This window comes from Amycolatopsis sp. NPDC104819 (assembly GCF_055583145.1).
This window is the reverse complement of the sequence record NZ_JBVJON010000003.1, coordinates 350,699-374,099: the sequence shown is the minus strand read 5'-3', so window position 1 is coordinate 374,099 and position 23,401 is coordinate 350,699. Positions and strand designations below refer to the sequence as shown.

Sequence of the window (23,401 nt, the reverse complement as noted above, 5' to 3'; positions counted from 1 at the left end):
AGATGCGCGTCCAGTCACGCGAGTTCGGCGTTCCGCGCGCGCCTGAACGGACGACACGCGTGCCTGGATGGACGACACGCGTGATTGGGGGGACGACACGACGAAGGCCGCCTCCCCAACCACCGGGAGACGGCCTTCGTCAGAAACTCAAGCCACCGTCAGGCGGTTCTCGAACGTTTCCACGAGCTTCCGCCACGCGCTCTGCTCCGCGTCGAACGGCGCGGACGGCTCGAGGCGCGTCGGGTCCGGGCGGAGGACGAACGACACCAGCCAGCCCAGGCTCTCGTTGCCCGCCAGGGCCGTCTCGGCAGAGTCGTCGCCTGCCCACTCGGCCGCGTCCGTGATCAGCTCGACCGCCAGCTCCAGCTGCGTCGGGTCGATCGCCTCCGGGCCCTCCGCGATGTCGGCGTCGAGGCCGGTCAGCACGTACGTGTTCTCGGCGTCGACCTCGACCTCGAGCTCGCCGGCCGTGGCCTTCGCCAGGACCTCGTCCCACGTGGACACGTCGGCGAGGTCGGTGTCGGCCAGGTCCTTGCCGTCGGCCAGGGCGCGCGCCAGGGCCTTCTCCGACGTGAAGACGTCGATCTCGCCCTCGCTGCCGAGGAACACCGGTGCGTCGTCGAGGTAGCAGCGCAGCGTGTAGTACTCCGCGCCGGACGTGATGATCTTGATCGGGTCGATGCCGACCTCGGCCCAGAACCCGACCGGGCCCTCGTCCTCTTCTTCGTCCTCGTCGGAGTCGGAATCGGAGACGGAGTCGATCGCCTCGAGGTCCTCTTCACCCTCGGCGCCGGCCTCGGCCTCGGCGGACTCTTCGTGGAACGCCGCCAGCTCCTCGGCGGTCTGCTCCAGCACCTTCTCGTCGACGTCGGGCGCGGTCACCAGGCCGTCGATCGCGTCGAGCACGGTGTCCCACTTCGTCGACACCGTCTCGGACAGATCGTTCCAGACCTGGACGCCGACGCTCCCGGTGAACGGGAGCGTGCCCTGGTCGAGCAGCGAGAAGCCCTCGGTCGAGTCGAGGATCTCGTGGACCTCTTCGAGGTCGCAGACGTCGGCGAGCGAGCGGACGATGCCGACGATCTCGGCCAGCTCCGCGATGTGCCACATGTCCGGCTCTTCGGCGACGAGCTCGGGCACGCCGACGAGGTCGTACGTGTGGTCCTCGTCCGGGATCAGCTCCGGCACGTTCAGCGACGGCACGGCGTCCCAGGCCGGGTGGTCCAGCAGGTCGTGGCGCTCGGACGTGCGGACGAAGGCGGCCAAGTGCGCGGCGTCCGGGAAGGCGTACAGGTCGTCCTCGTCGCCGAGGAACGCTTCCCACTCCTCGCCGTCTTCCCGCCAGCGCGGCGCCCACAGGGTGACGACGTCTCCCTGCGGCAGGCCGAGTTCGATCGGGATGATGTCCTGTGCCATTCCTAAGCCCTCCGGATTACCGCCCGTGTGCGCGCGAGACCGAAAGTATCCCCCGGTCGATGCGCGGTACCGCGAAGCCTACGGGTTTACCACGCGCGACGCGATTGCCCCTGCCGACTTTGCGACGAGCGGATGGCACGATGGACGTCTGATGACTCTCACAGACCTCCTGCCTGCGGATCCCGACCCCGACGCTCTGTTCGAAGCGTTCACGACCTGGACGGCCGATCGGGGCATCGAGCTGTACCCGGCGCAGGAGGAGGCGGTGATGGAGGTCGTCTCCGGATCGAACGTCATCCTCTCGACGCCGACCGGCTCCGGGAAGAGCCTCGTCGCCGTCGGCGCGCACTTCACCGCGCTCGCCCAGGGCCGCCGCAGCTACTACACCGCGCCCATCAAGGCGCTCGTGTCGGAGAAGTTCTTCCAGCTCATCGAGATCTTCGGGGCCGACAACGTCGGGATGATGACCGGCGACTCGAGCGTCAACCCGGACGCCCCGATCATCTGCTGCACCGCGGAAATCCTGGCGAACATCGCGTTACGGTTCGGTGCGGACGCCCCGGTCGGGCAGGTCGTGGCCGACGAGTTCCACTTCTACTCCGAGCCCGACCGTGGCTGGGCGTGGCAGGTGCCGATCCTCGAGCTGCCGAAGGCCCAGTTCGTCCTGATGTCGGCGACGCTGGGCGACGTGTCCTTCTTCGAGAAGGACCTCACGCGCCGCACCGGCAAGCCGACCGCCGTCGTGACGTCGGCGCAGCGCCCAGTGCCGCTGACCTTCCGGTACGCGCTCACGCCGTTGCACGAGACGATGTCCGAGCTGCTCAACGGCGGCCAGGCGCCGGTCTACGTCGTGCACTTCTCGCAGGCCGCGGCCATCGAACGCGCCCAGACGCTGATGAGCATCAACGTCACGACCAAGGCCGAGAAGGAGGCGATCGCCGAGCTGATCGGCGACTTCCGGTTCTCCGCGGGCTTCGGCAAGACGCTCTCGCGGCTGGTCCGCCACGGCATCGGCGTCCACCACGCCGGCATGCTGCCGAAGTACCGCCGCCTGGTCGAGACCTTGGCCCAGTCGGGCCTGCTCAAGGTGATCTGCGGGACGGACACGCTCGGCGTCGGCATCAACGTACCAATCAGGACAGTGGTCTTCTCCGCCCTGACGAAGTACGACGGCGTCCGCCAGCGCCACCTCAAGGCGCGCGAGTTCCACCAGATCGCCGGCCGCGCCGGGCGCGCGGGCTACGACACCGACGGTTACGTCGTCGTCCAGGCGCCCGACCACGTCGTCGAGAACGCCAAGGCGCTGGAGAAGGCGGGCGACGACCCGAAGAAGAAAAAGAAGATCGTCCGGAAGAAGGCGCCGGAGGGCTTCGTCAACTGGACCGAGAGCACGTTCGACCGGCTGATCGCGGCCGACCCCGAGCCGCTGACCTCCAGTTTCAAGGTCACCCACTCGATGCTGCTGAACGTGATCTCGCGCCCGGGCAACGCGTTCGACTCGATGCGGCACCTCCTGGAGGACAACCACGAGGACCGCGCGTCCCAGCGCAAGCTGATCCTGCGCGCCATCGCGATCTACCGCGCGCTGCTGGCCGCCGGTGTCGTCGAGCGGCTGCCGGAGCCGGACGAGCAGGGCCGGATCGTCCGGCTGACGGTCGACCTGCAGTTCGACTTCGCGCTCAACCAGCCGCTTTCGCCGTTCGCGCTGGCCGCGATCGAGCTGTTCGAGCTGGAGTCGCCGAGCTACCCGCTCGACGTTGTGTCCACTGTGGAATCCACTGTGGACAACCCGCGGCCGGTGCTGTCGCAGCAGCAGTTCAAGGCGCGCGGCGAGGCCGTCAACGCGATGAAGGCCGAGGGCATCGAGTACGACGAGCGGATGGAGCTGCTCGAGAACATCACCTACCCGAAGCCGCTGGAGGAGCTGCTGCAGGGCGCGTTCCACAGCTACCGGCAGGGCCACCCGTGGGTCGACGACTACGAGCTGTCCCCGAAGTCGGTCGTGCGCGACATGTACGAGCGCGCGATGAACTTCGTCGAGTACATCGGCTTCTACCAGCTCGCCCGCTCGGAAGGGCTGGTGCTGCGCTACCTCGCGGACGTCTACGACGCGCTGCGCCACACGGTCCCGGACGAGGCCAAGACCGAGCCGCTGCAGGACCTCATCGAGTGGCTCGGCGAGCTGGTCCGGCAGGTCGACTCCAGCCTCCTCGACGAGTGGGAGGCCCTGCGTCACCCGGACGAAGAAGGCCCGGTGTCGACGCGGCCGCCGTCCGAACCGCCGGCCGTCACGCGCAACGAGCGTGCCTTCCGGGTCCTGGTCCGCAACGAGCTGTTCCGCCGGGTCGAGCTGTTCGGGCGCCGGGCGTGGTTCCCGCTCGGCGAGCTGGACGCGGAGTCCGGCTGGGACGCCGAGGCGTGGCAGGAAGCGATCGAGGACTACTTCGAGGAGTACGACACGCTGGGCACCGGCCCGGACGCGCGCGGCCCGGCGCTGCTGATGATCGAGCAGCAGCCGGACGTCTGGAAGGTGCGGCAGATCTTCGACGACCCGGCCGGCGACCACGACTGGGGCATCAGCGCGGAGGTCGACCTGGCGGCGTCCGACGAAGCCGGGGTGGCCGTGGTGCGCGTGACCGAGGTCGGCGCGCACTAGGTCCCCGGCTCCGCCGGCAGCTCACCGCTTGAGCGTGAAGGTGAAGTCGCCGGTGAGCCGGCCGGTCAGCCGGACCGCCGCGACGAGCCTCCCTTCGGCGACCAGGCGTTCGACCTCGGCCCGCGGCAGCTCGCACCCTTCGGCGATCAGCCGCACCGGCCGGATCGGGATCCGTGCCGCGAAGCGGACCGAAACGTCGATCACGTCGCGGTCCGGGAGAGCGGGCCAGCCGGTATCGAGGCGCCAGGCGCGGTCCCAGTCGAGCGTAACGCGGTTGCGACGCCGCAGGACCGGATCTGCGAGCAGTTCGGCCGCCAGGGCCGGGTCGTTGGTGTGCAGCCGGTCGAGCAGCTCGGGCCGGACGGACCGGACGTTGGCCCGGTCCAGGACCGTGAGCTTCGTGGTTTCCCCGCAGGTGGTGCAGAGCGCGAGGAGCCAGGCGTCGAGCCGTTTGTGGTGGGCGTTGACGCGGAACTTGCCGCTCGTCCGGAAGCGGTCGGCCGCGCACGCGTGGCAGGACCGGACGACGAGCGGCAGGCGGGTGGGGACGACCACCCAGTTTTCGAGCATGACAAGGACACCCGTTCTCGTGAGAAGTCCGCAGCAAGAAGCGGCGCGGCGCGGCAAGCGCGACGCGCGTCAGATCAGCGCTCGGGGAGGTCTCACGAGGTGTACAACGGCACGTCCTTGACCAGGCGATTCGGTTCGTCGGCACGGTAACCGCAGGCGGTGGCGCCGTTCCACTCGTTTTCCGGCGGGCCCGTTGCCTTTTCCTGACTGCTCAGTCATCGTGAGCGCATGGCGGCCAAGGTCGAAGAGCACCGGATCGGCGACGTGCGCTGGACGATCGTCCGGGGTCCCCGGGAAGCCGCTTTCCGGGCGCTGGGCGAGCACGCGGCCGCGGACATCCGGACCGTCCTCGCCGGACTGGCCGGCTGGCCGGTCGCCGCGCGGGCCCGGCGGTCGCCGGTGCTGTTCCGGGCGGTCGAATCGGCGTCCCAGGTGGACCACCCGGACGCCTACGCCGAGCTGACGGCGCTCGCCGAGGGCGCCGGAGTGCCGTTCGACGACCTGTTGCTCGCCAACCTCCGCGGCGACCTGGGCACCGGCGACGGGACCGGCTGCACCGACCTCGCGTGGGTCGGCGCGCCTTCGCTGCTCGGCCACAACGAGGACGGCCTCCCGGTGTTCGACGGCCTCGGGCGGCTGCTCACGCTGCTGGTCGACGGCGAGCCCGGCGTGTGCGTCTGGTGGTGTCCGGGGTTCCTGCCGGCCAACACGTTCACGCTCACTTCGCACGGGCTGGTGTGGGGGATCGACAGCGTAGGTGTCGTCGCGCCGGGGCCGCGCGCGGGACGGCACTTCGTGGCGCGCTCGGCGCAGCGGGCGGCGAACCTGCCCGAGGCCGTGTCGCTGCTGCGCCGCTGCTCGTCGGCGGGCGGGTTCGCCTACACGATGGGCCGGATCGGCGAGCCGGGCGTCACGGTCGTCGAGAAGGCCGGGACCGAGACGGCGGTGATGACTGTCGCGAGTGGACTTTCCTGGCACACCAACCACTTCCGGCAGCTCCCGCCCCATTTGGACACCGCGCCGGAGGAGAGCCTGCGCCGCGCGGAGGTGTGTGCGCACCTCGCGCCGTCCACACCGGACGCGGCGTGGCTCACGGAGACGTTGACCGGCGGCGTCTTCCGCGACGCGACCGGCGGGGACGAGCTGATGACGTTGAGCACGATGGTGACGGACCTGGCGACGGGTGAGGTGACCGTGGTTCCCCACGGCGGCAAGCCCCTGCGAGCCCAGGCGGCTTCCCTGACGGCGGGCGACGTCGACGCCGTCAGGGCTTGACGTCCGGCCGCTGGCCGGAAGCGGTCAAATTCCCTCGCGACCGAGTGGGCGTCGCTAGGTTGGTGTCAGTCCACAGGGGAGGGAACCCATGATCAACCTCAAGCGTGTCGTGGCCGGGATCTTCGTCGCGGCGGTGCTGGGGGCCGCCGGGGCGGCGCCGGCCACCACCGCACTCGCGTCCATGGGCCCGGACGCCTCGGCGACCGAGTACGGCATGGCCCCGAGCATCGTCGCGGGCGCCTACAAGGCGTGCTGCTGAGCTCAGCCTGCCGGCGCCAGGATCTGCTGCGCGTCTTCGCCCGCGAACCACAGGCCGATGGCGAACGCCGCCGTCGCCTCCAGCAGGGCGGCGCGGTCCAGGCCGCCGCCGTGGACCGGGGTGCAGCCGACGTCCCGGACCAGCGTGCTCACCGCGTCGAGCGCCGCCGGGTCGTCGCCGCAGAGCGGGACCGTGAGCGTCCGGGGTGGCTTCCGCCAGACGTCGACGGACGCCAGGTTGAACGCCTTGACCACGTGTGCGTCCGGCGCGGCGGCCGCGATGCGCGCGGCGACCGGGGTGCCCGGCGGCGGGCCGCCGTCCGCGCCGGGCTGGTTGGTGCAGTCGACCAGGACCCGGCCGGGCAGGGGACCCGCGGCGGCGAGCACCTCGAAGACGGCGTCGGCGGGGACGGCGAGCAGCAGCACTTCGGCCTGCGAAGCGACTTCGCGCCAGGTTCCGCTTCGCGCGTCTAGCTGCTTCGCGAGCGCGTCGGGGCTACGGCCGCTCACCAGCAGCTCGTGGCCCGCGCGCGCCCAGTGCGTGCCGAGCGCCGCCGCCATCCCGCCGGTGCCGAAGATCCCGATCCGCATGTGTCCTCCTTGTGGTTGGCTACCAGCACGACGGTAGGAACCCGGGAAGGAACCGAACGGTAACCATGGACTTCCTCGCCGACTGCCGGACGCGGCTCGCGTTCGACCTGATGGCCAACACGTGGAACCCGGTGGTGGTGTGGGCGCTGCGGGGTGGCCCGGCGCGGCACGGCGAACTGCGTCGCACGATCGGCGGAATCAGCGCGAAGGTGCTCACGGAAACCCTGCGACGCCTGGAGTTCGACGGGCTCGTCGAGCGCCGCGAAGGCGCGTACGCGCTTACGCCGCTGGGGGAGACGCTGCTGGCGCCGATCGAGGGCTTCGGGCGCTGGGCCGCGGAGCACGGCGATGCCGTCGTCGCCGCTCAAGACCGAGCAGCACGATCAGCATGACCAGGGACAACGCGGGCAGCGGGTAGCCGAGCAGAAGCCCGTCGACGACGTCGACCACGGACACGACGACCCCGGCGACGAACACCCAGGTCGGCGCGGCCGGCTGCTTCCCGGCCGGCGCCCACGGCGTCTTCTTACCCGGCTTCGCGACCGAAAGCCACGCCTGGAAGGAAAGCGCGCTCGCCATGAGCGACGCGCCGGCGACCTGCAGCCAGCTCGCGGTGGCCGTGTCCGCGGACTCGCGGAGCGCGGGGGAGAGCAGGAAGATCCCGGCGTAGAGCTGGATGAGCGTCAGGGCGAACTTCGTGAGCACCCACCAGTGGCGGAAGTAGCCCCAGGCGGTCGCGCCGGCCAGCAGCAGGCCGGTGAAGGCGGAGACGTTTGCCATCGGCGCGAGCAGGGTCGAGTCGAGCCGGTCGGCCATGGCGGTCGCGGCGGCGGCGCGGGCCGGGTCCGTCAGGGCGAGCGACATCAGCACAACGAGGGCGAGGGCCTGGCTCATCCAGGCGACCGACGACACGACGTGCAGCCAGACGACGGCCTGCCGCCACCGCGGGGAAGTTTTCATGCGGTCCAGGCTCGCCGTCGGGGCCGGTGGGCACATCGGGCCCGACCCGGGTTTTGCCCCGGAGCCGCGCCGGTCGCGCCTGCACCCGCCGGGGTAGAGCGCCGCGACGCCCGTACTGCCACGGGAGTACGGGCCGGAACCCGGAACTCGCGTGATCAGCGGCGGATCTCGCGTGATTGGAAGGGCATCTCGCGTGATTGGAGGGGCATCACGTGCGGTTGGGTGGGTTTTTGGCGGCGAGGGCCAGGAGGGGGACGGCCGCCGCGGCGTCGGTGATCAGGGTCGAGACCATGCCGGAGCGCAGGACCGCGTCCACCGCCGAGGCCTTCGGGCGGCTGTAGCCCAGGGCGATCACCTCCGGCACCGCCGTCAGCTCCTCGTGGCTGATCGCCAGCACGTGGTGGGCCAGGCCGGTCGACAATGCGTTGCCGGCCGCGTCGAACAGCCGGGCCGCGACCTCCGCCGTCGCGCCGCGGGCCGAGATCGCCGCCCGCTCGGCTTCGTCCAGGGCGTCGTACACCGTCGACTCGCCCGGCTGCCACGCGCCGATGCTGACCACCGCCTTGGTCAGGTTCTTGAACTGGCCGAACGTCTCCGCGATGCCGGGCTGGCGTCGCAGCGTCTCGGTCGTGCGGCGGTCGGGGAGCACCAGCGGCCCGAAGATCGGGTACGCGTCGCCGCCGGACACCGACGTCACGCGGCTGACCGTCTCGACCGAGCGGCCGCGCATGTCCATCCCGGCCTGCACCCCGCAGAGCTGGACGACCGGGCAGCGCGGCAGCGCCCGGATCGCCTCGGTCATCGCGTTCACCGAACGCGCCCACGAGAGGCCGACGACGTCGTCGGGCCGCACGATCTCTTCGAGCAGCCGGGCGGCCAGCGTCCCGATCTTCGCCCGGACGACTTCCTTCGGTTCCCGCTCGGTTGAGCGCTCCAGCACCAGCGCCCGCTCCAGGCCGTAGGCCGAGCGCACCTCGTCCGACAGCGCCAGGTCCACCGGCGCCGGCAGCGAGAACTCCACCCTGACCAGTCCGGACTCCATGGCGGTGTCGAGCATGCGCGCCACCTTGAACCGGCTGACGCCGAACTCGTCGGCGATCTCCAGCTTGGAGCGTCCCTGCACGTAGAAGCGCCGGGCGACGGTCGCGAGCAGCATAGCTTCGGTCAGGGACCCCGGCTTCTTGGTCGTGCTCATATGAGCACTATAGCTAGAAATCCGCCCAAAAGGTTGACGTACTACCGACGTCAGACCTCTAATGCCTTCACAAGTACTCGACGCCATAGGTCAACGCCGCTCATATGAGCGCGAGGAAGGGGTTAGGCATGCGTGCCGCCATCATCGACCGGCCCGGCCAGATCCGAGTCGGCGAGGTGCCCGATCCGAAAGCGGGGGAACGGCAGGTAGTCGTCAAGGTCGGCGCGTGCGGCATCTGCGGCACCGACCTGCACATCGCGGACGGGCACTTCCCGCCCACCCCGTACCCCATCGTCCCCGGGCACGAGTTCGCCGGGGAGATCGTCGAGCTCGGCGCCGACGTGCCGGGCGGCTGGCAGGTCGGCGACCGCGTCGCCGTGGACCCCTCCCTGTTCTGCGGCTACTGCGGCCCGTGCCGCTCGGGCCACGGAAACCTGTGCGCGAACTGGAACGCGACCGGTGACACCGTCGACGGCGCTTTCGCGGAGTTCGTCGCCGTGCCGTCGGCCAACTGCTACCGCATGCCCGACTCGATGACCTGGGAGCAGGGCGCGCTGGTCGAGCCCGTTTCCTGCGCCGTGCACGGCGTGCGCCGCGTCGGCGTCGAGGCCGGCGAGAGCTTCCTCGTGATCGGCGCCGGCACCATGGGCCTGATCATGCAGCAGCTGCTGCAGCGCGCCGGCGCGAACGTCACGGTGGTCGACCGCAACAAGGAGCGCCTGCCCCGCGCGGCCCGCCTCGGCGCCGTCGCCACCGCGTCGGACGTCAGTGAGCTGAACGGCGAGAAGTTCGACGTCGCCGTCGACGCCACCGGCGCCGCCCCGGCCATCGAAGCCGCGTTCGACTCGATCCGCCGCGGCGGCCGCCTGCTCGTCTTCGGTGTCGCCCCGGCCGAAGCCCGCGTCGCGCTTTCGCCGTTCAGGATCTACAACGACGAGATCACCATCGTCGGCTCGATGGCCGTGCTGAACAGCTACGGCGCCGCGCTCGACCTCGTGGCCGGCGGCGCGATCGACACCGAGGAGCTGCTGACCGACCGGCTCCCGCTGGAGCAGTACCCCGAGGCGCTCGCCAAGATGCGCAGTGGCTCGGGCCTCAAGGTGCAGGTCCTCCCGGGAGGTGGCCGTGCGTAAGCTCCTCACGCTCTTCGCCGCGACGTCGCTGCTGGCGACCGGCTGCGCGGGCGCCGGCTCGATCGGCACCGGCAGCTCGACGCTCGTCATCGCGATCGTGTCCAACCCGCAGATGAAGGACGCGATCTCGCTCGCCCCGGAGTTCGAGAAGGCGACGGGGATCAACCTCAAGTTCGTTTCGCTGCCGGAGAACCAGGCCCGCGCGAAGATCACCGCGTCGACCGCCACCGAGGGCGGCGAGTTCGACGTCGTGATGATCAGCAACTACGAGGCCCCGCAGTGGGCGGCCAACGGCTGGCTCGAGAACCTCGAACCGCACATGGCGGCCACCCCGGGCTACGACGAAGGCGACTTCATCCCCAGCATCAAGCAGTCGCTTTCGTACCAGAACCAGATGTACGCGGTGCCGTTCTACGGCGAGTCGTCGTTCCTGGCCTACCGCAAGGACCTCTTCGAGAAGGCCGGGATCACCATGCCGGCCAAGCCGACCTGGCAGCAGGTCGCGGAGTACGCCGCCAAGCTCGACGACAAGGCCAACGGCGTCGCGGGCATCTGCCTGCGCGGCAAGCCCGGCTGGGGTGAGAGCCTCGCGCCGTTCACGACGGTGGCCAACACCTTCGGCGCCCAGTGGTTCGACAAGGACTGGAACGCCAAGCTGACGTCGCCGGAGTTCAAGGACGCCGCGAACTTCTACGTCAACCTCATCCGCGACCACGGTGAGGTCGGCGCCTCCAGCGCCGGGTTCTCCGAGTGCGGCACGCGCTACACCCAGGGTCAGGCCGCGATGTGGTACGACGCGACGGTCATGGCGGGCACCAACGAGGACCCGTCGAGCAGCAAGATCGTCGGCAAGTCCGGGTACGCGCCGGCGCCGGTCGTCAAGACCCAGGCCAGCGGCTGGCTCTACACCTGGGCGCTCGGCATCCCCAAGGTCGCCAAGGACAAGGACGCGGCCTGGAAGTTCATGGCCTGGATGACCGACAAGGCGTACGTGCAGAAGGTCGGCGCGGCCTACGGCTGGAACCGCGTCCCGCCGGGTGTGCGCCAGTCCACCTACGACATCCCCGACTACGCCAAGGCCGCGCAGGCCTACGCGAAGCCGACGCTGGACGGCATCGCGGACGCCAACCAGCAGAAGGCCATGGCGAACCCGGTGCCCTACCCCGGCATCCAGTTCGTCGGCATCCCCGAGTTCCAGGACCTGGGCACCCGGGTGAGCCAGCAGCTGTCGGCGGCGATCGCCGGCCGCGAGTCCGTAGACGACGCGTTGAAGCAGTCCCAGGACTACGCCCAGACAGTGGGCGATTCCTACAAGGCGGTGCAGTGATGTCCACACTGTCGGTAGACACGCCCAAGTCCCACACGCACGCGAAGGCCGAAGAAAAGAAAGGCCTGAGCACCGCGGCCAAGCGGCGGCTCCCGCTGCTGCCGGCGCTGATCTTCGTCATCGCGGTGACGCAGCTGCCGTTCCTGCTGACGGTCTTCTACTCCTTCCAGTCGTGGAACCTGGTCCGGCCGGGTTCACGGCACTTCGTCGGCCTCGCCAACTACATCGACGTCTTCAGTGACACGACGTTCCTGGTCGCGCTGCTCAACACCGTGCTGCTGACGGTGGTGTGCGTGCTCGTCGCGCTGCTGCTCGGCCTCGGCCTGGCGATCCTGCTGGACCGGAAGTTCTTCGGCCGCGGGGTGGTCCGGACGCTGCTGATCACGCCGTTCCTCATCCTGCCGGCGGCCGGCGCGCTGCTGTGGAAGACGACGATGTTCGACCCGACCTACGGGTTGCTGCACTTCGTCTTCGGCACCGACGTCGACTGGCTTTCGGAGTTCCCGCTGGCCTCGGTGATGGCGCAGATCGTGTGGCAGTGGACGCCGTTCATGATGCTGCTGATCCTCGCGGGCCTGCAGAGCCAGTCCAAAGAGGTCCTCGAAGCGGCCTCTGTGGACGGGGCCGGCCGGTGGCGCACGTTCGTCTCCATCACGCTGCCGCACCTGTCGAGGTTCCTGCAGCTGGCGACCCTGCTGGGCGCGATCTACATCGTGAACAGCTTCGACGCGATCTTCCTGATGACGCAGGGCGGGCCGGGCACGGCCAGCACCAACCTGCCGTACTACATCTACCAGCGCGCGTTCGAGGGTTTCGACGTCGGCCAGTCGTCGGCGATGGGTGTCATCGTCGTGATCCTGACGATGATCGTCGCGACCTTCGCCCTGCGCTTGATGTTCCGCACCTTCTCGGTGGACGGAGGCGTCAAATGACCACCCTCGAAACCCGCCCGTCGTCGGCCGCGACCGCGGCTCCGGCCCGCAAGCCGAAGCGCAAGGTCGGCCCCGGCTCGCTCACCTTCGTCACGTGGGTGATCGCGATCCTGTTCGTCTTCCCGCTGCTGTGGATGATCCTCACGGCGTTCAAGCAGGAGGCCGACGCCTACACCGACCCGCCGAAACTGTTCTTCAGCCCGACGTTCGACCAGATCGCGAACGTGCTGAAGGGCGGGTTCCTGCCCTACCTGTCGAACTCGGCGTTCGTCACGGTGCTCTCGACACTGCTGGTGCTGCTCCTCGGCATCCCGGCCGCGTATGCGCTTTCGCTGGCGCCGGTGAAGAAGACGTCGAACGCGCTCGGCTTCTTCCTCTCGACGAAGATGCTGCCGATCGTCGCGGCGATCATCCCGCTGTACATCATCTCCCAGAACACCGAGCTGCTGGACACGGTGTGGGCGCTGGTCATCCTGTACACGTCGATGAACCTGCCGCTGGCCATCTGGATGATGCGGTCGTTCTTCCTGGAAGTGCCGCACGAGATGATCGAAGCGGGCCGCATCGACGGCGCGAACCTGCCGACCCTGCTGCGCAAGATCATCATGCCGGTGGTCGCGCCCGGGATCGCGGCGACCGCGCTGATCTGCGTGATCTTCTCCTGGACCGAGTTCTTCTACGCGGTCAACCTGACGGCGGCGCGCGCCGGCACCGTGCCGGTGTTCCTCGTCGGGTTCATCACCAGTGAGGGCCTGTACTGGGCCCAGCTTTCCGCCGCCGCGTTGCTGGCTTCGCTGCCGGTGATGATCGTCGGCTGGTTCGCGCAGAACCACCTCGTCCGGGGCCTCTCGATGGGAGCGGTGAAGTAGTCATGGCAGCAGTCAGTTACGAAGAGGCGTCGCGGATCTACCCGGGTGCTTCGAGCGTTCGCGCGGTGGACAAGCTCGACCTCTCGGTGCCGGACGGCGAGTTCCTGGTGCTGGTCGGCCCGTCCGGTTCGGGCAAGTCGACGGCGCTGCGGATGCTCGCCGGGCTCGAGGACGTCAACGAAGGAGCCATCCGCATCGGCGACCGCGACGTCACGAACCTGCCGCCGAAGGACCGCGACATCGCGATGGTGTTCCAGTCCTACGCGCTGTACCCGCACATGACGGTCGCCGACAACATGGGCTTCGCGCTCAAGCTGCGTGGAATGTCCTCTTCGGACATCTCGGCTCGTGTGGGTGAAGCGGCGAAGATGCTCGACTTGACGCGCTTCTTGGACCGCAAGCCCAAGGCGCTGTCCGGCGGGCAGCGGCAGCGGGTCGCGATGGGCCGGGCGATCGTGCGCGAGCCGAGCGTGTTCCTGATGGACGAGCCACTGTCCAACCTGGACGCCAAGCTGCGCGTGGAGACCCGGGCGAACATCGCCCAGCTCCAGCAGCGCCTGGGCACGACGACCATCTACGTCACGCACGACCAGGTCGAGGCCATGACGATGGGCGACCGCGTCGCGGTGCTCCGGGACGGCGTGCTGCAGCAGTGCGCGTCACCGCGGGAGCTGTACGAGAACCCGACGAACTCGTTCGTGGCGGGCTTCATCGGGTCACCGGCGATGAACCTGGCGACGCTCCCGCTGACCGAAGGCGGCGTCAAGCTGGGCGACGTCGTGCTGCCGCTGCCGCGGTCGGTGCTGTCGGCGGCCGGCGACTTGCGCGAAGTGGTTTTCGGTGTCCGCCCGGAGTCGCTGGAGCTGGTCTCAGAAGGCGGCTTCGAGCTGGTCGTCGAGCTCGTGGAGGAGCTGGGCGCGGACGCATACCTGCACGGCAAGGTCGGCGACGACCGGTTCGTCGTCCGGGTCGACGGCCGCACACCGCCGCGCATGGGTGACAACGTGCGCGTCGGCCTGCGCGGCGAAGGCGAGACCCACGCCTTCAACCCGGAGACGACCCTGCGTCTCTTCTGAGAGAGCTTCGGCCACCTCGCGGGAAACCCCTTGCCCGCGAGGTGGCCGTTCCCCTCACTCCTGCAGCGAAAGCGCCTGGCTCGGGCAGACGTGCACCGCTTCGCGGGCCTTCTCGACCAGCTCGCCCTCGGGCGTCTCGTTCAGGACGATGACCGTGCCGTCCTCCTCGCTCTGGTCGAACAGCGCGGGCTCGGTGAGCACGCACTGACCCGCGCCGACGCACTTACCGGTGTCCGCGATGATCTTCATGGTTCTTCTCTCCTGTGGTGGGATGGCAGGTTCGATCTCTACCAGGTCACCGGCAGCCGGTACAGGCCGTAAATGTTCGCGTCGTCCTTGAACGGCAGATCGTCCACCGAAGCGCCCAGCGCCAGGGTCGGGATGCGGCGGAAGAGCGTGTCGAAGACGATCTGCAGTTCCATCCGGGCCAGGTTCTGGCCGAGGCATTGGTGCGGGCCGAAGCCGAAGGCGACGTGGTGGCGCGCGCCGCGTTCGATGTCGAGCTCGTCGGCGTTCTCGAACGCCCGCGGGTCGCGGTTCGCCGAGTAACCCAGCGCCAGCACACCCTCCCCGGCGCGGATCAGCTGCCCGCCGACCTCGACGTCTTCGACGCACAGCCGCGCGGTGGCCGCGTCCACGATCGTCCAGTACCGCAGCATCTCCTCGACGGCGTCGAGCGTCTTGCCCGGGTCGGCCTTGATCGCCGCGAGCTGCTCGGGGTTGCGCAGGAACGCCACGGTGGACAGCGAGATCATGTTCGCCGTCGTCTCGTGCCCGGCCACCAGCAGCAGGAAGCCGGTCGCGGCGAGCGAAGCGCGCCGGTAGGTGCCGTCTTCGCGGAGCTTGACGATCTGCCGGCCGAGCAGGTCGTCCGGCGGGTTGTCCTCCTTCTCCGCGATGAGGTCTTCCATGTACCCGCGGATGGTGTCGAACGCCGCCCGCCGCTCCTCCGGCGTCGTCGAGCGCTTGATCAGCTTCGCGGTGTGTTCCTGGAAGAAGTCATGGTCGGTGTACGGGACGCCGAGCATCTCGCAGATCACCAGCGACGGGACCGGCAGTGACAGCGTTTCGACGAGGTCACCCGGCTTCGGCCCGGCCAGCAGCGCGTCGATCTGCCCGTCCACGATCTCCTGGATCCGCGGCCGCAGCGCCTCCATCCGCCGCACGGTGAACTCGCCGAGCACGGCCTTGCGGGCCGGCCCGTGCTCGGGCGCGTCCATGGTGATCATGGTGCGCTCGTCACCCTGGCGCCGGAACCCGCCCTTGACCAGCTGCGGGAAGTCCGGGTGCTGCCGGTCGGCGCTGAAGCGCCGGTCGTTCAGCACGGTCCGGACGTCCTCGTGGCGCGTGACCACCCAGGCCCAGCCGCCGTCGGGCAGCCCGGCCTTCGAAACGGGGTCCCCTTCGCGGATCTCCTCGTACGCCGGCGGCGGCGCGAACGGGCACGTGCGCGTCATCGGGAATTCGTGCTTCTCGACAGTCGTCATGACTTCCCCCTCTTCACCAGGTCACGGGCAGGCAGTACAGACCGAAGATCGACGAGTCGTGCTTGAACGGCAGCTGCTCGACCGGCGCGGCCAGCTTCAGCTCCGGGATACGGCGGAAGAGCGTGTCGAAGACGATCTGCAGCTCCATCCGGGCCAGGTTCTGGCCGAGGCACTGGTGCGGGCCGAAGCCGAAGGCGACGTGGTGGCGCGCGCCGCGCTCGAGGTCGAGCTCGTCGGCGTTCTCGAACGCCTCTTCGTCGCGGTTGCCGGAGTAGCTCAGGCCCAGCACACCCTCGCCTTCGCGGATCAGCTGCCCGCCGATCTCGACGTCCGAGGTGGCGACGCGCGAGGTCGCGAACTCCGCAATCGTGAAGTACCGGAGCAGCTCCTCGACGGCGTCGAGCGTCTTGCCGGGGTCGTTCTTGATGATCTCGAGCTGGTCCGGGTTCTCCAGCAGCGCCACGGTGCCGAGCGAGATCATGTTCGCCGTCGTCTCGTGCCCGGCGATGAGCAGCAGGAACGCCAGCGAGACGAGCGAGTCGTGGTCGGCGTCACCGTGCTCTTCGCGCTGCTTGACGATCTGGCGGCCGAGCAGGTCGTCGGTCGGGTCGGCCTCCTTGGTGGCGACCAGCCGGTCGAGGTACTCCTGCAGCTCGTCGACGGCCTGGATCCGGCTCTCCTGGTCGATCTCCCGGTTGAGCAGCTTCGAGCTGCGGACCTGGAAGAACTCGTGGTCGCCGTAGGGCACGCCGAGCAGCTCGCAGATGACCAGCGACGGCACCGGCAGGGAGAGCGCGGTGACCAGGTCGGCGGGCTTCGGGCCGGCCAGGATCGCGTCGATGTGCTCGTCGACGATCTCCTGGATTCGCGGCTGCAGCGCCTTCATGCGCTTGACGGTGAACTCGCCCACGACCTCGCGGCGGGCCGCGCCGTGCTGCGGCGGGTCCATGTTGATCAGCGACGCCGTGAAGTTCTTCCGCCGCTGCGGCCGGCCGGACTTGAACAGGACCGGGAAGCCCGGGTTGAACCGGTCGGAGCTGAACCGCGGGTCGGTCAGCATCTGCCGGACCTCTTCGAGGCGGGTGATCGCCCAGGCTTCCGACCCGTCCGGGAGGGCGACACGCTGGACCGGGCCCGCTTCGCGGAGCCTGTCGTAGGCCGGCGGCGGCGCGAACGGGCAGGTGCGTTCCAGCGGGAAGACTTCGTCCTTCGTGGTGGGATCGGCGACTTCGGTCATATCGGGCCCCCTAAAACGGACTTACAGTATGCGGAGGATTACATTCCGGTTCCTTGTCCCAAGGTACCGAAGCGGAAGGAAGTCGTCCACTAGCTAACGGGTGACTCACTCGAGTCCGAGTGCGTGGCCCCTTGACCATGCGAGAATCACCCCGCGCGATCCAGCGAGAGGCGAACGGCATGACGGCAGACCCCGAGACCACCCTGCGGGCGGACGCGCGGCGCAACCGCGACCAGATCCTCGCCGCCGCGAAGAGCATCTTCGCCGCTTCCGGTCCCGAGGTGCCGATGGAGGAGATCGCCCGCGCGGCCGGCGTCGGCGTCGGCACGCTCTACCGGCGGTTCCCGGACCGCGACGCGCTGGTCCGCGCCGTCGCGATGGACAACTTCGAGCGCGTGCTGATCGACGCCCACCGGATCGCCGGCGAAGAGACGTCGGCGTGGAACGCGCTGTCCCGGCTGCTGCGGCAGTCGGTGGAGCTGCAGCTGAGCATCCAGCTGGCGATGGTGTCCCACCGCGCGCTCGTCATCCTGAAGGGCGACCCGGAGGTCCGGCGCCTGCGGGAGGAGATCCTGGTGGTGGTGGACGAGCTCGTCCGCGGCGCCCAGGCCGAGGGCCGGCTCCGTGAGGACGTCGGCGCGGGCGACATCGCGATCCTCTTCGCGACGCTGTTGCGTCAGGTGCGCGCGAAGGTGCCGGAAGTGGCGGAGCTGGCGGCCCGCCGCTGTGTCGGGATCATGATCGACGGGCTCAGCGCGCGGCCGGGAACCGAACTGCCCGGCCGGCCGATCACTTCCGGCGACCTGGACCCCGGGGACTGAATTTCCGCTGTTTTCGGGGTAGTGTTCTTGTTCTGCAGGAATTGCGACCGCCGGGCGGGAAAAATGCGAGCTGTGCTGTTGGTCATTTGCGGGTTGGTGCTCGCCGGGTGCAGTGCCGCTCCCGAGCCGGTCGCGTCGTCGAGTTCGGCCCCGGCGCCTTCGTCCACCCCCGCGCCACCTTCGGTGCAGGCGGTTCCGAGCTGCGCCTCGCCGGAGTTCACCACCAGCGAGACCGACGGCGGCTGGGACAACGGCGGTTACTACGTCCACAACAACATGTGGAATTCCGACGAAGCGGGCCCGGAAACGCTGCGCGCGTGCGCGTACAACAACTGGTACGTCGATTCCACCCAGCCGTCGACAACGTCGGTGAAAACCTATCCGAACGTGCACAAGGACATCAACAACCTCGACGGGAAACCGTTCGACGGGTATTCGACGATCAAGTCGACGTTCGCCGGCCGCGGCCCGGGCGTGGGCATCTACGACGTGGCGTACGACGTGTGGCTGAACGGCGTCGGCGACGGCGACGGGGTCACCGAGCTGATGGTGTGGACCGAGAACCTGAAGCAGGTCCCCTCCGGTGACCAGGTGGAGACGTACTCGGCCGGCGGCCAGACCTACGACGTCTGGATGAAGGACGGGTACGTGGCGTTCGTGTCGCAGACGACGCAGTACTCGGGCAGCGTCGACCTCAAGGCGATGATCGCCTGGTCGATCGGCAAGGGGTACATCCCGGCGAACCCGACGGTGAACCAGATCGGCTACGGCATCGAGTTCTGCTCGACCGGCGGCGGCCAGGCCCGGTTCACGCTGACGGACTTCTCGGTGACGATGAGCTAGAGCCGGTAGGCCCGGCGCACGGAAACCGAGGTCACCCCGCCGACGACTACCGTGCCCGCGGTGAGCTCCGCGCCCCGGCGACCCGGCGCGACCGCGCGGTGAGCGCGCCCACCCCCGCGAGCAGCAGGGCCATGCCGCCCGCGCGGAGGAAGATCAGCCCGAAGTACACGAGTGGGTGCCCGACGGCGCGGCCACACCGAGCCAGACCAGGGCGATCCACCCGGCGTCGGCTCGTGCTCCGGCGGCGCCGCGGATGGCAGCGCCGCCGGCTTGGTTCCTGCTTTCAGACGCCGATCGGGTGCCAGACGGTCTTCGCCTCCAGGTACCGCCGCAGCCGCGACAGGTCGGGTGCCGACGTCCAGTCCGGCTCTGCCTCCGGGACCGTCAGCACCCGCTTCACCGTGTTCGCCGCTTCGCGCGCCAGCTCCGGGCGGTCCGCCGGGGCCGCTCCCGTCGGGTCCAGCGCGTTGACGTCTCCGTGCGATGCCAGCCAGGAGCCCAGCTCGGCCGCCCGGCCGGTCAGGATGTTCGCCACGCCGCCCGGGACGTCCGACGTCGCCAGGACCTCCGACAGGGTGATCGCCGGCAGCGGGCGCTCCGCGCTCGAGACCACGACCGCCGTCGAGCCGGTGGCCAGGACCGGGGCCAGGACCTCGACCAGGCCCAGCAGCGACGACTGCTGCGGCGCCAGGATGCCCACCACACCCGTCGGCTCCGGGACCGTGAACGAGAAGTACGGGCCCGCCACCGGGTTCGCGGCGCCGAGGACCGTCGCGATCTTGTCCGTCCAGCCCGCGTACCAGACCCAGCGGTCGATCGCCGCGTCCACCAGGGACTCGGCCTTCTTCGGGGCCAGACCCTCCGAAGTGGACACTTCGGCGACGAACTGGTCGCGGCGGCCTTCGAGCACCTCGGCCACCCGGTACAGGACCTGGCCGCGGTTGTAGGCCGTGGCGGAAGACCAGCCAGGGAACGCCTTGCGGGCCGCCACCACGGCGTCGCGGACGTCCTTGCGGGACGCGTGCGCCGCGTTCGCCAGGAACTTGCCCTTCGGGTCCGTCACCGGGTAGACCCGGCCGGACTCCGAACGCGGGAACTTGCCGCCGACGTACAGCTTGTACGTCTTCGCGACGGAGATGCGATCAGACATCGAGGTAAGCCTCCAGCCCGGTGCGGCCGCCTTCGCGCCCGAAGCCGGATTCCTGGTAGCCGCCGAAGGGGGCGGTGGGGTCGAAGCGGTTGAACGTGTTGGCCCAGACCACGCCGGCGCGCAGCTGGTTCGCCATCCACAGGATGCGCGAGCCCTTCTCGGTCCAGATCCCGGCCGAAAGCCCGTACGGCGTGTTGTTGGCCTTCGCGACGGCCTCGTCCGGCGTGCGGAACGTCAGCACCGACAGCACCGGCCCGAAGATCTCCTCGCGCGCGATCCGCATCGACTGGTGGACGTTCGCGAACACCGTCGGGGCGAAGAAGAACCCGCGGTCGGGCACCGGGCACGGGCTGGTCCAGCGCTGCGCGCCCTCGGCGTCGCCCGCCTCGACGAGCCCGCGGATCTTCGCCAGCTGCTCGGCCGAGTTGATCGCGCCGACGTCGGTGTTCTTGTCGAGCGGGTCGCCGAGCCGCAGTGTCGAGACGCGGTAGCGCAGCTTCTCCAGCACCTCTTCGGCGACGGACTCCTGCACCAGCAGCCGCGAGCCCGCGCAGCAGACGTGGCCCTGGTTGAAGAAGATGCCGTTGACGATGCCCTCGATGGCCTGGTCGAGCGGCGCGTCCTCGAACACGACGTTCGCGGCCTTGCCGCCCAGCTCCAGCGTCAGCTTCTTCGGCGTGCCCGCGACTTGGCGCTGGATCGCCTTGCCGACCTCGGTCGAGCCGGTGAAGGCGATCTTGTTGATGTCGCCGTGCTCCACGATGGCCGCGCCGATGTCGCCGGCGCCGGGCAGGATGTTCACCACGCCCGGCGGCAGCTCGGCCTGCTGGCAGATCTCCGCGAACACCAGCGCGGTCAACGGCGTCGTCTCGGCCGGCTTGAGGACCACGGTGTTGCCGGTGGCCAGCGCGGGGGCGATCTTCCACGCCAGCATCAGCAGCGGGAAGTTCCACGGGATGATCTGGCCCGCGACACCCAGCGGCTTCGGGTTGGGTCCGTAGCCCGCATAGTCCAGCTTGTCGGCCCAGCCCGCGTGGTAGAAGAAGTGGGCGGCGGCCGTCGGGATGTCGGAGTCGCGCGACTCCTTGATCGGCTTGCCGTTGTCGAGGCTTTCCAGCACCGCCAGCTCGCGCGAGCGTTCCTGGATCAGCCGCGCGATGCGGAAGAGGTACTTCGCGCGCTCGCTGCCCGGCATCTTGGACCAGGTCGAAAAAGCCTTGCGCGCGGCCTTGACCGCGATGTCCACATCGGACTTCGACGCGGTGCCGACCTCGGCCAGGACCTCTTCGGTGGCCGGGTTGATCGTCTTGAGCGGCTCACCCGAGCCGTCGACGAACTCGCCGTTGACGAACGGCTTGTAGTGGTCCTTCAGGTTCGCGATGGCGCGCGACTCGGGCGCCGGTGCGTACTCGAAAACGGGCATCAGTCCACCGTCACGTAGTCGGGGCCGCTGTAGTGGCCGTCCACCTGGGTGCGGCGCTGCAGCAGCAGGTCGTTGAGCAGGCTGGACGCGCCGAAGCGGAACAGGTCCGGGGTCAGCCAGTGCTCGCCGGCGACCTCGTGCACGGCGACCAGGTACTTGATCGCGTCCTTCGTGGTCCGGATGCCGCCCGCGGGCTTGACGCCGCGCAGCTCGCCGGTCTGGACGTGCCAGTCGTGGACCGCCTGCAGCATGATGTGCGTGACCGGCAGCGTCGCGGCGGGGGAGACCTTGCCGGTGGACGTCTTGATGAAGTCCCCGCCGGCCAGCAGCGCCAGCCACGACGCGCGGCGCACGTTGTCGTAGGTCGCCAGCTCGCCGGTCTCGAGGATGACCTTCAGGTGGGCGTCGCCGCAGGCGGCCTTGATCGCCTGGATCTCTTCGAAGACGTCCATGTAGCGGCCCTCGAGGAAGGCGCCGCGGTCGATCACCATGTCGACTTCGTGCGCGCCCGCGTCGACGGCGATCTTGGTGTCGGCCAGCTTGATCTCGCGGCTCGTGCGCCCGGCGGGGAAGCCGGTGGCGACGCTCGCGACGTGCACACCGCTGCCCTTGAGCGCTTCGACGGCGGTGGCGACCATGTCCGGGTACACGCAGACGGCGGCGACGCGCGGAGTGTCCTGGCGCTCGGGATCGGGGCGGACGGCCTTCGCGGCGAGCGCCCGGACCTTGCCGTGGGTGTCGGCGCCCTCCAGCGTGGTCAGGTCGACCATGGAGATGGCGGTGTCGATGGCCCACCGCTTGGCGTCCTTCTTGATGCTGCGCGTGCCGAGGCCCGCCGCGCGCTGCTCGACGCCGACCTGGTCGACACCGGGCAGCCCGAGCAGGAACCGGCGCAGGCTCGCTTCGTCGCGAGTCGCGTCCACCAGCGGCGCCGGGGTGGCCGGCGCCGCTGACGTGCTGGTCGTGGCTGTCATAGGCCTGAGTCTAGGCGGCGGGTCCGACAGCGCGAGCCCCCATCAGCTGTGACGCTGAGTGCGTGACGCGTCACAACGCCGAGGTCAGGCCCCTTCGATCTGCGGCGGCTCCGACCGCTTCGCCGGCTTCCGGTACACGACCACCCCGCCCCAGAACCCGAGCCCGTTGATCTTCACTGTCGGCGCGGTCGGCGGGGCCGGGGGTGCTCCCGACTTGTCCTCCAGCACGAAGCCGCCCATGAAGCCGATGCCCGTCACGTCGACGTTGATGTCGTCGGGCACCGTGATCTGGATGCCGCCCATGATGGCGACCGCCGTGATCGTGCAGTGCTTGTCCGCGAAGCGGGCCTGGCGCAGGTCGATCTCCGCGCCGCCCCAGAAGGCGAAGCTGTTGTGCTGCGGGGGCAGGACCCAGCTGCCCTTGCGGATCGCGCCGGACAGGACGCCGATCGACACCGGGGAGCCCGGGTGGCCGCCGATCCGCTGGTCCGGGAAGCCCAGCGCGCGGGTGGTCGCCGGCTCGATCGCCGCCGACGACGTCGGCAGGTCGGCCGTCACCGGCTTGAGCTCGCCGATCGTTTTCGCCTCGTAAACCGTGGTCAGCCGCTCTTCCAGCTCGTTCACGGTGATCCGCCCTTCGGAGAGGGCGTTGTGCAGCACCTGGGCGACGCGCTCACGGTCGGCGTCGGAGGCCCGCATCTGGTCGGGCGTCAGTTCGCTCACCCGGGGGAGCCTAGCGGCGAAAACCACGCACCGTGTCCATCTTCCGGAGGACACTGAGCGGATGGTCGAATTCCCTGACGGCGTCCAGGTCCGTGGGCGGGGGCTGGGGCGCCCGCGCCCCGCCGGACCCGAGCCCGACTTCGGGCTTTACCTGGGCACCAGCCGCTTGCGGCGCAAGCACGGCGGCGGCATCACCTGGCCACACGAATGGGTCACCTGGCCGGACTTCCTGCTGCCCGTCGACCCCGCCGACGCCCGCGAAAAGATCAAGGCGCTCCACGAGCGGGCGAAGGTCGAAACCGTCGAAGTCGCCTGCTACGGCGGCGCGGGCCGCACCGGCACGGTCATGGCCTGCCTGGCGATCCTCTCCGGTGTCCCCGCGGACCGGGCCGTCGCCTGGGTGCGTGAGCACTACAACGAACGCGCCGTCGAAACGCCCTGGCAGCGCGGCTGGGTGAAAAGGTTCGCGGACCGGCTAAGTTGAC

General features: G+C 69.6%; 25 protein-coding genes. 12 read left to right on the top strand and 13 right to left on the bottom strand.

Features of this window, described 5'->3' with window-relative positions; all coding sequences use genetic code 11:
- Positions 1-147: 147 nt before the first annotated feature.
- Complete coding sequence (locus ACZ63E_RS10905; protein ID WP_465335824.1) at positions 148-1,416, bottom strand: primosomal protein; 1,269 nt, start codon at positions 1,414-1,416, stop codon at positions 148-150.
- Positions 1,417-1,567: 151 nt separating this feature from the next.
- Between ACZ63E_RS10905 and ACZ63E_RS10900 the strand changes: the two genes are divergently transcribed.
- The gene (locus ACZ63E_RS10900; RefSeq protein WP_465335823.1) at positions 1,568-4,072 is read left to right on the top strand and encodes a DEAD/DEAH box helicase; all 2,505 of its coding nucleotides are present in this window, start codon (positions 1,568-1,570) and stop codon (positions 4,070-4,072) included.
- 21 nt (positions 4,073-4,093) lie between these two features.
- Here the strand turns inward: ACZ63E_RS10900 and ACZ63E_RS10895 are convergent, their stop codons facing one another.
- A complete protein-coding gene (locus ACZ63E_RS10895) occupies positions 4,094-4,642 on the bottom strand; it encodes a DUF1062 domain-containing protein (RefSeq protein ID WP_465335822.1) in 549 nt (182 codons plus the stop codon).
- A 228-nt stretch (positions 4,643-4,870) separates the two neighbouring features.
- On the opposite strand from ACZ63E_RS10895, the gene ACZ63E_RS10890 reads away from it, so the two are divergent.
- On the top strand, positions 4,871-5,917 hold the full coding sequence (locus ACZ63E_RS10890; RefSeq protein ID WP_465335821.1) for a C45 family autoproteolytic acyltransferase/hydolase: 1,047 nt from the start codon (positions 4,871-4,873) through the stop codon (positions 5,915-5,917).
- Between the two features lie 88 nt (positions 5,918-6,005).
- Entirely contained in the window at positions 6,006-6,176 is a 171-nt protein-coding gene (locus tag ACZ63E_RS10885; protein ID WP_465335820.1) for a hypothetical protein, read from the top strand.
- 2 nt (positions 6,177-6,178) lie between these two features.
- On the opposite strand, the gene ACZ63E_RS10880 is transcribed toward ACZ63E_RS10885, so the two are convergent.
- Positions 6,179-6,766 (bottom strand): NADPH-dependent F420 reductase, encoded by a 588-nt coding sequence (locus ACZ63E_RS10880; protein ID WP_465335819.1) that lies wholly within the window; start codon positions 6,764-6,766, stop codon positions 6,179-6,181.
- A 65-nt stretch (positions 6,767-6,831) separates the two neighbouring features.
- Here ACZ63E_RS10880 and ACZ63E_RS10875 point away from each other — a divergent pair, with 65 nt between their 5' ends.
- A complete protein-coding gene (locus ACZ63E_RS10875) occupies positions 6,832-7,158 on the top strand; it encodes a winged helix-turn-helix transcriptional regulator (RefSeq protein ID WP_465335818.1) in 327 nt (108 codons plus the stop codon).
- Here ACZ63E_RS10875 and ACZ63E_RS10870 read toward each other — a convergent pair.
- Positions 7,046-7,726 carry a hypothetical protein gene (locus tag ACZ63E_RS10870; RefSeq protein ID WP_465335817.1) on the bottom strand — a complete coding sequence of 227 codons (681 nt, stop codon included), beginning with the start codon at positions 7,724-7,726 and terminating at the stop codon, positions 7,046-7,048. The two genes, ACZ63E_RS10875 and ACZ63E_RS10870, sit on opposite strands and share 113 nt — an antisense overlap.
- A 208-nt stretch (positions 7,727-7,934) precedes the next feature.
- Positions 7,935-8,921, bottom strand: a complete 987-nt coding sequence (locus tag ACZ63E_RS10865) for a sugar-binding transcriptional regulator (protein WP_465308985.1) — start codon at positions 8,919-8,921, stop codon at positions 7,935-7,937.
- Positions 8,922-9,049: 128 nt separating this feature from the next.
- On the opposite strand from ACZ63E_RS10865, the gene ACZ63E_RS10860 reads away from it, so the two are divergent.
- Genes ACZ63E_RS10860 through ACZ63E_RS10840 form a run of 5 tightly spaced genes read left to right on the top strand, consistent with a single transcriptional unit; the run spans position 9,050 to position 14,258 of the window.
- Positions 9,050-10,054: a zinc-dependent alcohol dehydrogenase family protein gene (locus ACZ63E_RS10860; RefSeq protein ID WP_465308987.1), complete on the top strand. Its 1,005-nt coding sequence runs from the start codon at positions 9,050-9,052 to the stop codon at positions 10,052-10,054.
- Positions 10,041-11,381: an ABC transporter substrate-binding protein gene (locus ACZ63E_RS10855; protein WP_465335816.1), complete on the top strand. Its 1,341-nt coding sequence runs from the start codon at positions 10,041-10,043 to the stop codon at positions 11,379-11,381. Before ACZ63E_RS10860 ends, ACZ63E_RS10855 begins: the two co-directional genes overlap by 14 nt.
- Positions 11,381-12,313, top strand: coding sequence for a carbohydrate ABC transporter permease (locus tag ACZ63E_RS10850; protein ID WP_465335815.1), 933 nt, complete (start codon positions 11,381-11,383; stop codon positions 12,311-12,313). Before ACZ63E_RS10855 ends, ACZ63E_RS10850 begins: the two co-directional genes overlap by 1 nt.
- Positions 12,310-13,182 carry a carbohydrate ABC transporter permease gene (locus ACZ63E_RS10845; protein WP_465335814.1) on the top strand — a complete coding sequence of 291 codons (873 nt, stop codon included), beginning with the start codon at positions 12,310-12,312 and terminating at the stop codon, positions 13,180-13,182. The genes ACZ63E_RS10850 and ACZ63E_RS10845 overlap by 4 nt, the downstream gene beginning before the upstream one ends.
- A 2-nt stretch (positions 13,183-13,184) precedes the next feature.
- A complete protein-coding gene (locus ACZ63E_RS10840) occupies positions 13,185-14,258 on the top strand; it encodes an ABC transporter ATP-binding protein (protein WP_465335813.1) in 1,074 nt (357 codons plus the stop codon).
- A 54-nt stretch (positions 14,259-14,312) separates the two neighbouring features.
- Here ACZ63E_RS10840 and ACZ63E_RS10835 read toward each other — a convergent pair whose 3' ends face one another.
- Genes ACZ63E_RS10835 through ACZ63E_RS10825 form a run of 3 tightly spaced genes read right to left on the bottom strand, consistent with a single transcriptional unit; the run spans position 14,313 to position 16,982 of the window.
- Complete coding sequence (locus tag ACZ63E_RS10835; RefSeq protein ID WP_465335812.1) at positions 14,313-14,507, bottom strand: ferredoxin; 195 nt, start codon at positions 14,505-14,507, stop codon at positions 14,313-14,315.
- 38 nt (positions 14,508-14,545) lie between these two features.
- Positions 14,546-15,745 carry a cytochrome P450 gene (locus tag ACZ63E_RS10830; RefSeq protein ID WP_465335811.1) on the bottom strand — a complete coding sequence of 400 codons (1,200 nt, stop codon included), beginning with the start codon at positions 15,743-15,745 and terminating at the stop codon, positions 14,546-14,548.
- A 13-nt stretch (positions 15,746-15,758) separates the two neighbouring features.
- Entirely contained in the window at positions 15,759-16,982 is a 1,224-nt protein-coding gene (locus tag ACZ63E_RS10825) for a cytochrome P450 (RefSeq protein ID WP_465335810.1), read from the bottom strand.
- Between the two features lie 179 nt (positions 16,983-17,161).
- On the opposite strand from ACZ63E_RS10825, the gene ACZ63E_RS10820 reads away from it, so the two are divergent.
- Both ACZ63E_RS10820 and ACZ63E_RS10815 read left to right on the top strand, forming a co-directional pair.
- Positions 17,162-17,803 carry a TetR/AcrR family transcriptional regulator gene (locus tag ACZ63E_RS10820; protein WP_465309001.1) on the top strand — a complete coding sequence of 214 codons (642 nt, stop codon included), beginning with the start codon at positions 17,162-17,164 and terminating at the stop codon, positions 17,801-17,803.
- A 63-nt stretch (positions 17,804-17,866) separates the two neighbouring features.
- Positions 17,867-18,646, top strand: coding sequence for a GH12 family glycosyl hydrolase domain-containing protein (locus ACZ63E_RS10815; protein ID WP_465335809.1), 780 nt, complete (start codon positions 17,867-17,869; stop codon positions 18,644-18,646).
- 46 nt (positions 18,647-18,692) lie between these two features.
- Here ACZ63E_RS10815 and ACZ63E_RS10810 read toward each other — a convergent pair whose 3' ends face one another.
- From ACZ63E_RS10810 to ACZ63E_RS10790, 5 genes are all read right to left on the bottom strand, one after another.
- On the bottom strand, positions 18,693-18,815 hold the full coding sequence (locus ACZ63E_RS10810) for a hypothetical protein (RefSeq protein WP_465335808.1): 123 nt from the start codon (positions 18,813-18,815) through the stop codon (positions 18,693-18,695).
- Positions 18,816-18,929: 114 nt separating this feature from the next.
- A complete protein-coding gene (locus ACZ63E_RS10805) occupies positions 18,930-19,796 on the bottom strand; it encodes an aldehyde dehydrogenase family protein (protein ID WP_465309005.1) in 867 nt (288 codons plus the stop codon).
- Positions 19,789-21,219: an aldehyde dehydrogenase family protein gene (locus ACZ63E_RS10800; RefSeq protein ID WP_465335807.1), complete on the bottom strand. Its 1,431-nt coding sequence runs from the start codon at positions 21,217-21,219 to the stop codon at positions 19,789-19,791. The genes ACZ63E_RS10805 and ACZ63E_RS10800 overlap by 8 nt, the downstream gene beginning before the upstream one ends.
- Positions 21,219-22,193 carry a deoxyribose-phosphate aldolase gene (gene deoC / locus ACZ63E_RS10795; protein WP_465309009.1) on the bottom strand — a complete coding sequence of 325 codons (975 nt, stop codon included), beginning with the start codon at positions 22,191-22,193 and terminating at the stop codon, positions 21,219-21,221. Before deoC ends, ACZ63E_RS10800 begins: the two co-directional genes overlap by 1 nt.
- Before the next feature lie 84 nt (positions 22,194-22,277).
- Positions 22,278-22,892 carry a DUF1707 SHOCT-like domain-containing protein gene (locus tag ACZ63E_RS10790; protein WP_465336100.1) on the bottom strand — a complete coding sequence of 205 codons (615 nt, stop codon included), beginning with the start codon at positions 22,890-22,892 and terminating at the stop codon, positions 22,278-22,280.
- 85 nt (positions 22,893-22,977) lie between these two features.
- Here ACZ63E_RS10790 and ACZ63E_RS10785 point away from each other — a divergent pair, with 85 nt between their 5' ends.
- Positions 22,978-23,400 carry a protein-tyrosine phosphatase family protein gene (locus ACZ63E_RS10785; protein ID WP_465309013.1) on the top strand — a complete coding sequence of 141 codons (423 nt, stop codon included), beginning with the start codon at positions 22,978-22,980 and terminating at the stop codon, positions 23,398-23,400.
- Position 23,401 lies beyond the last annotated feature (1 nt).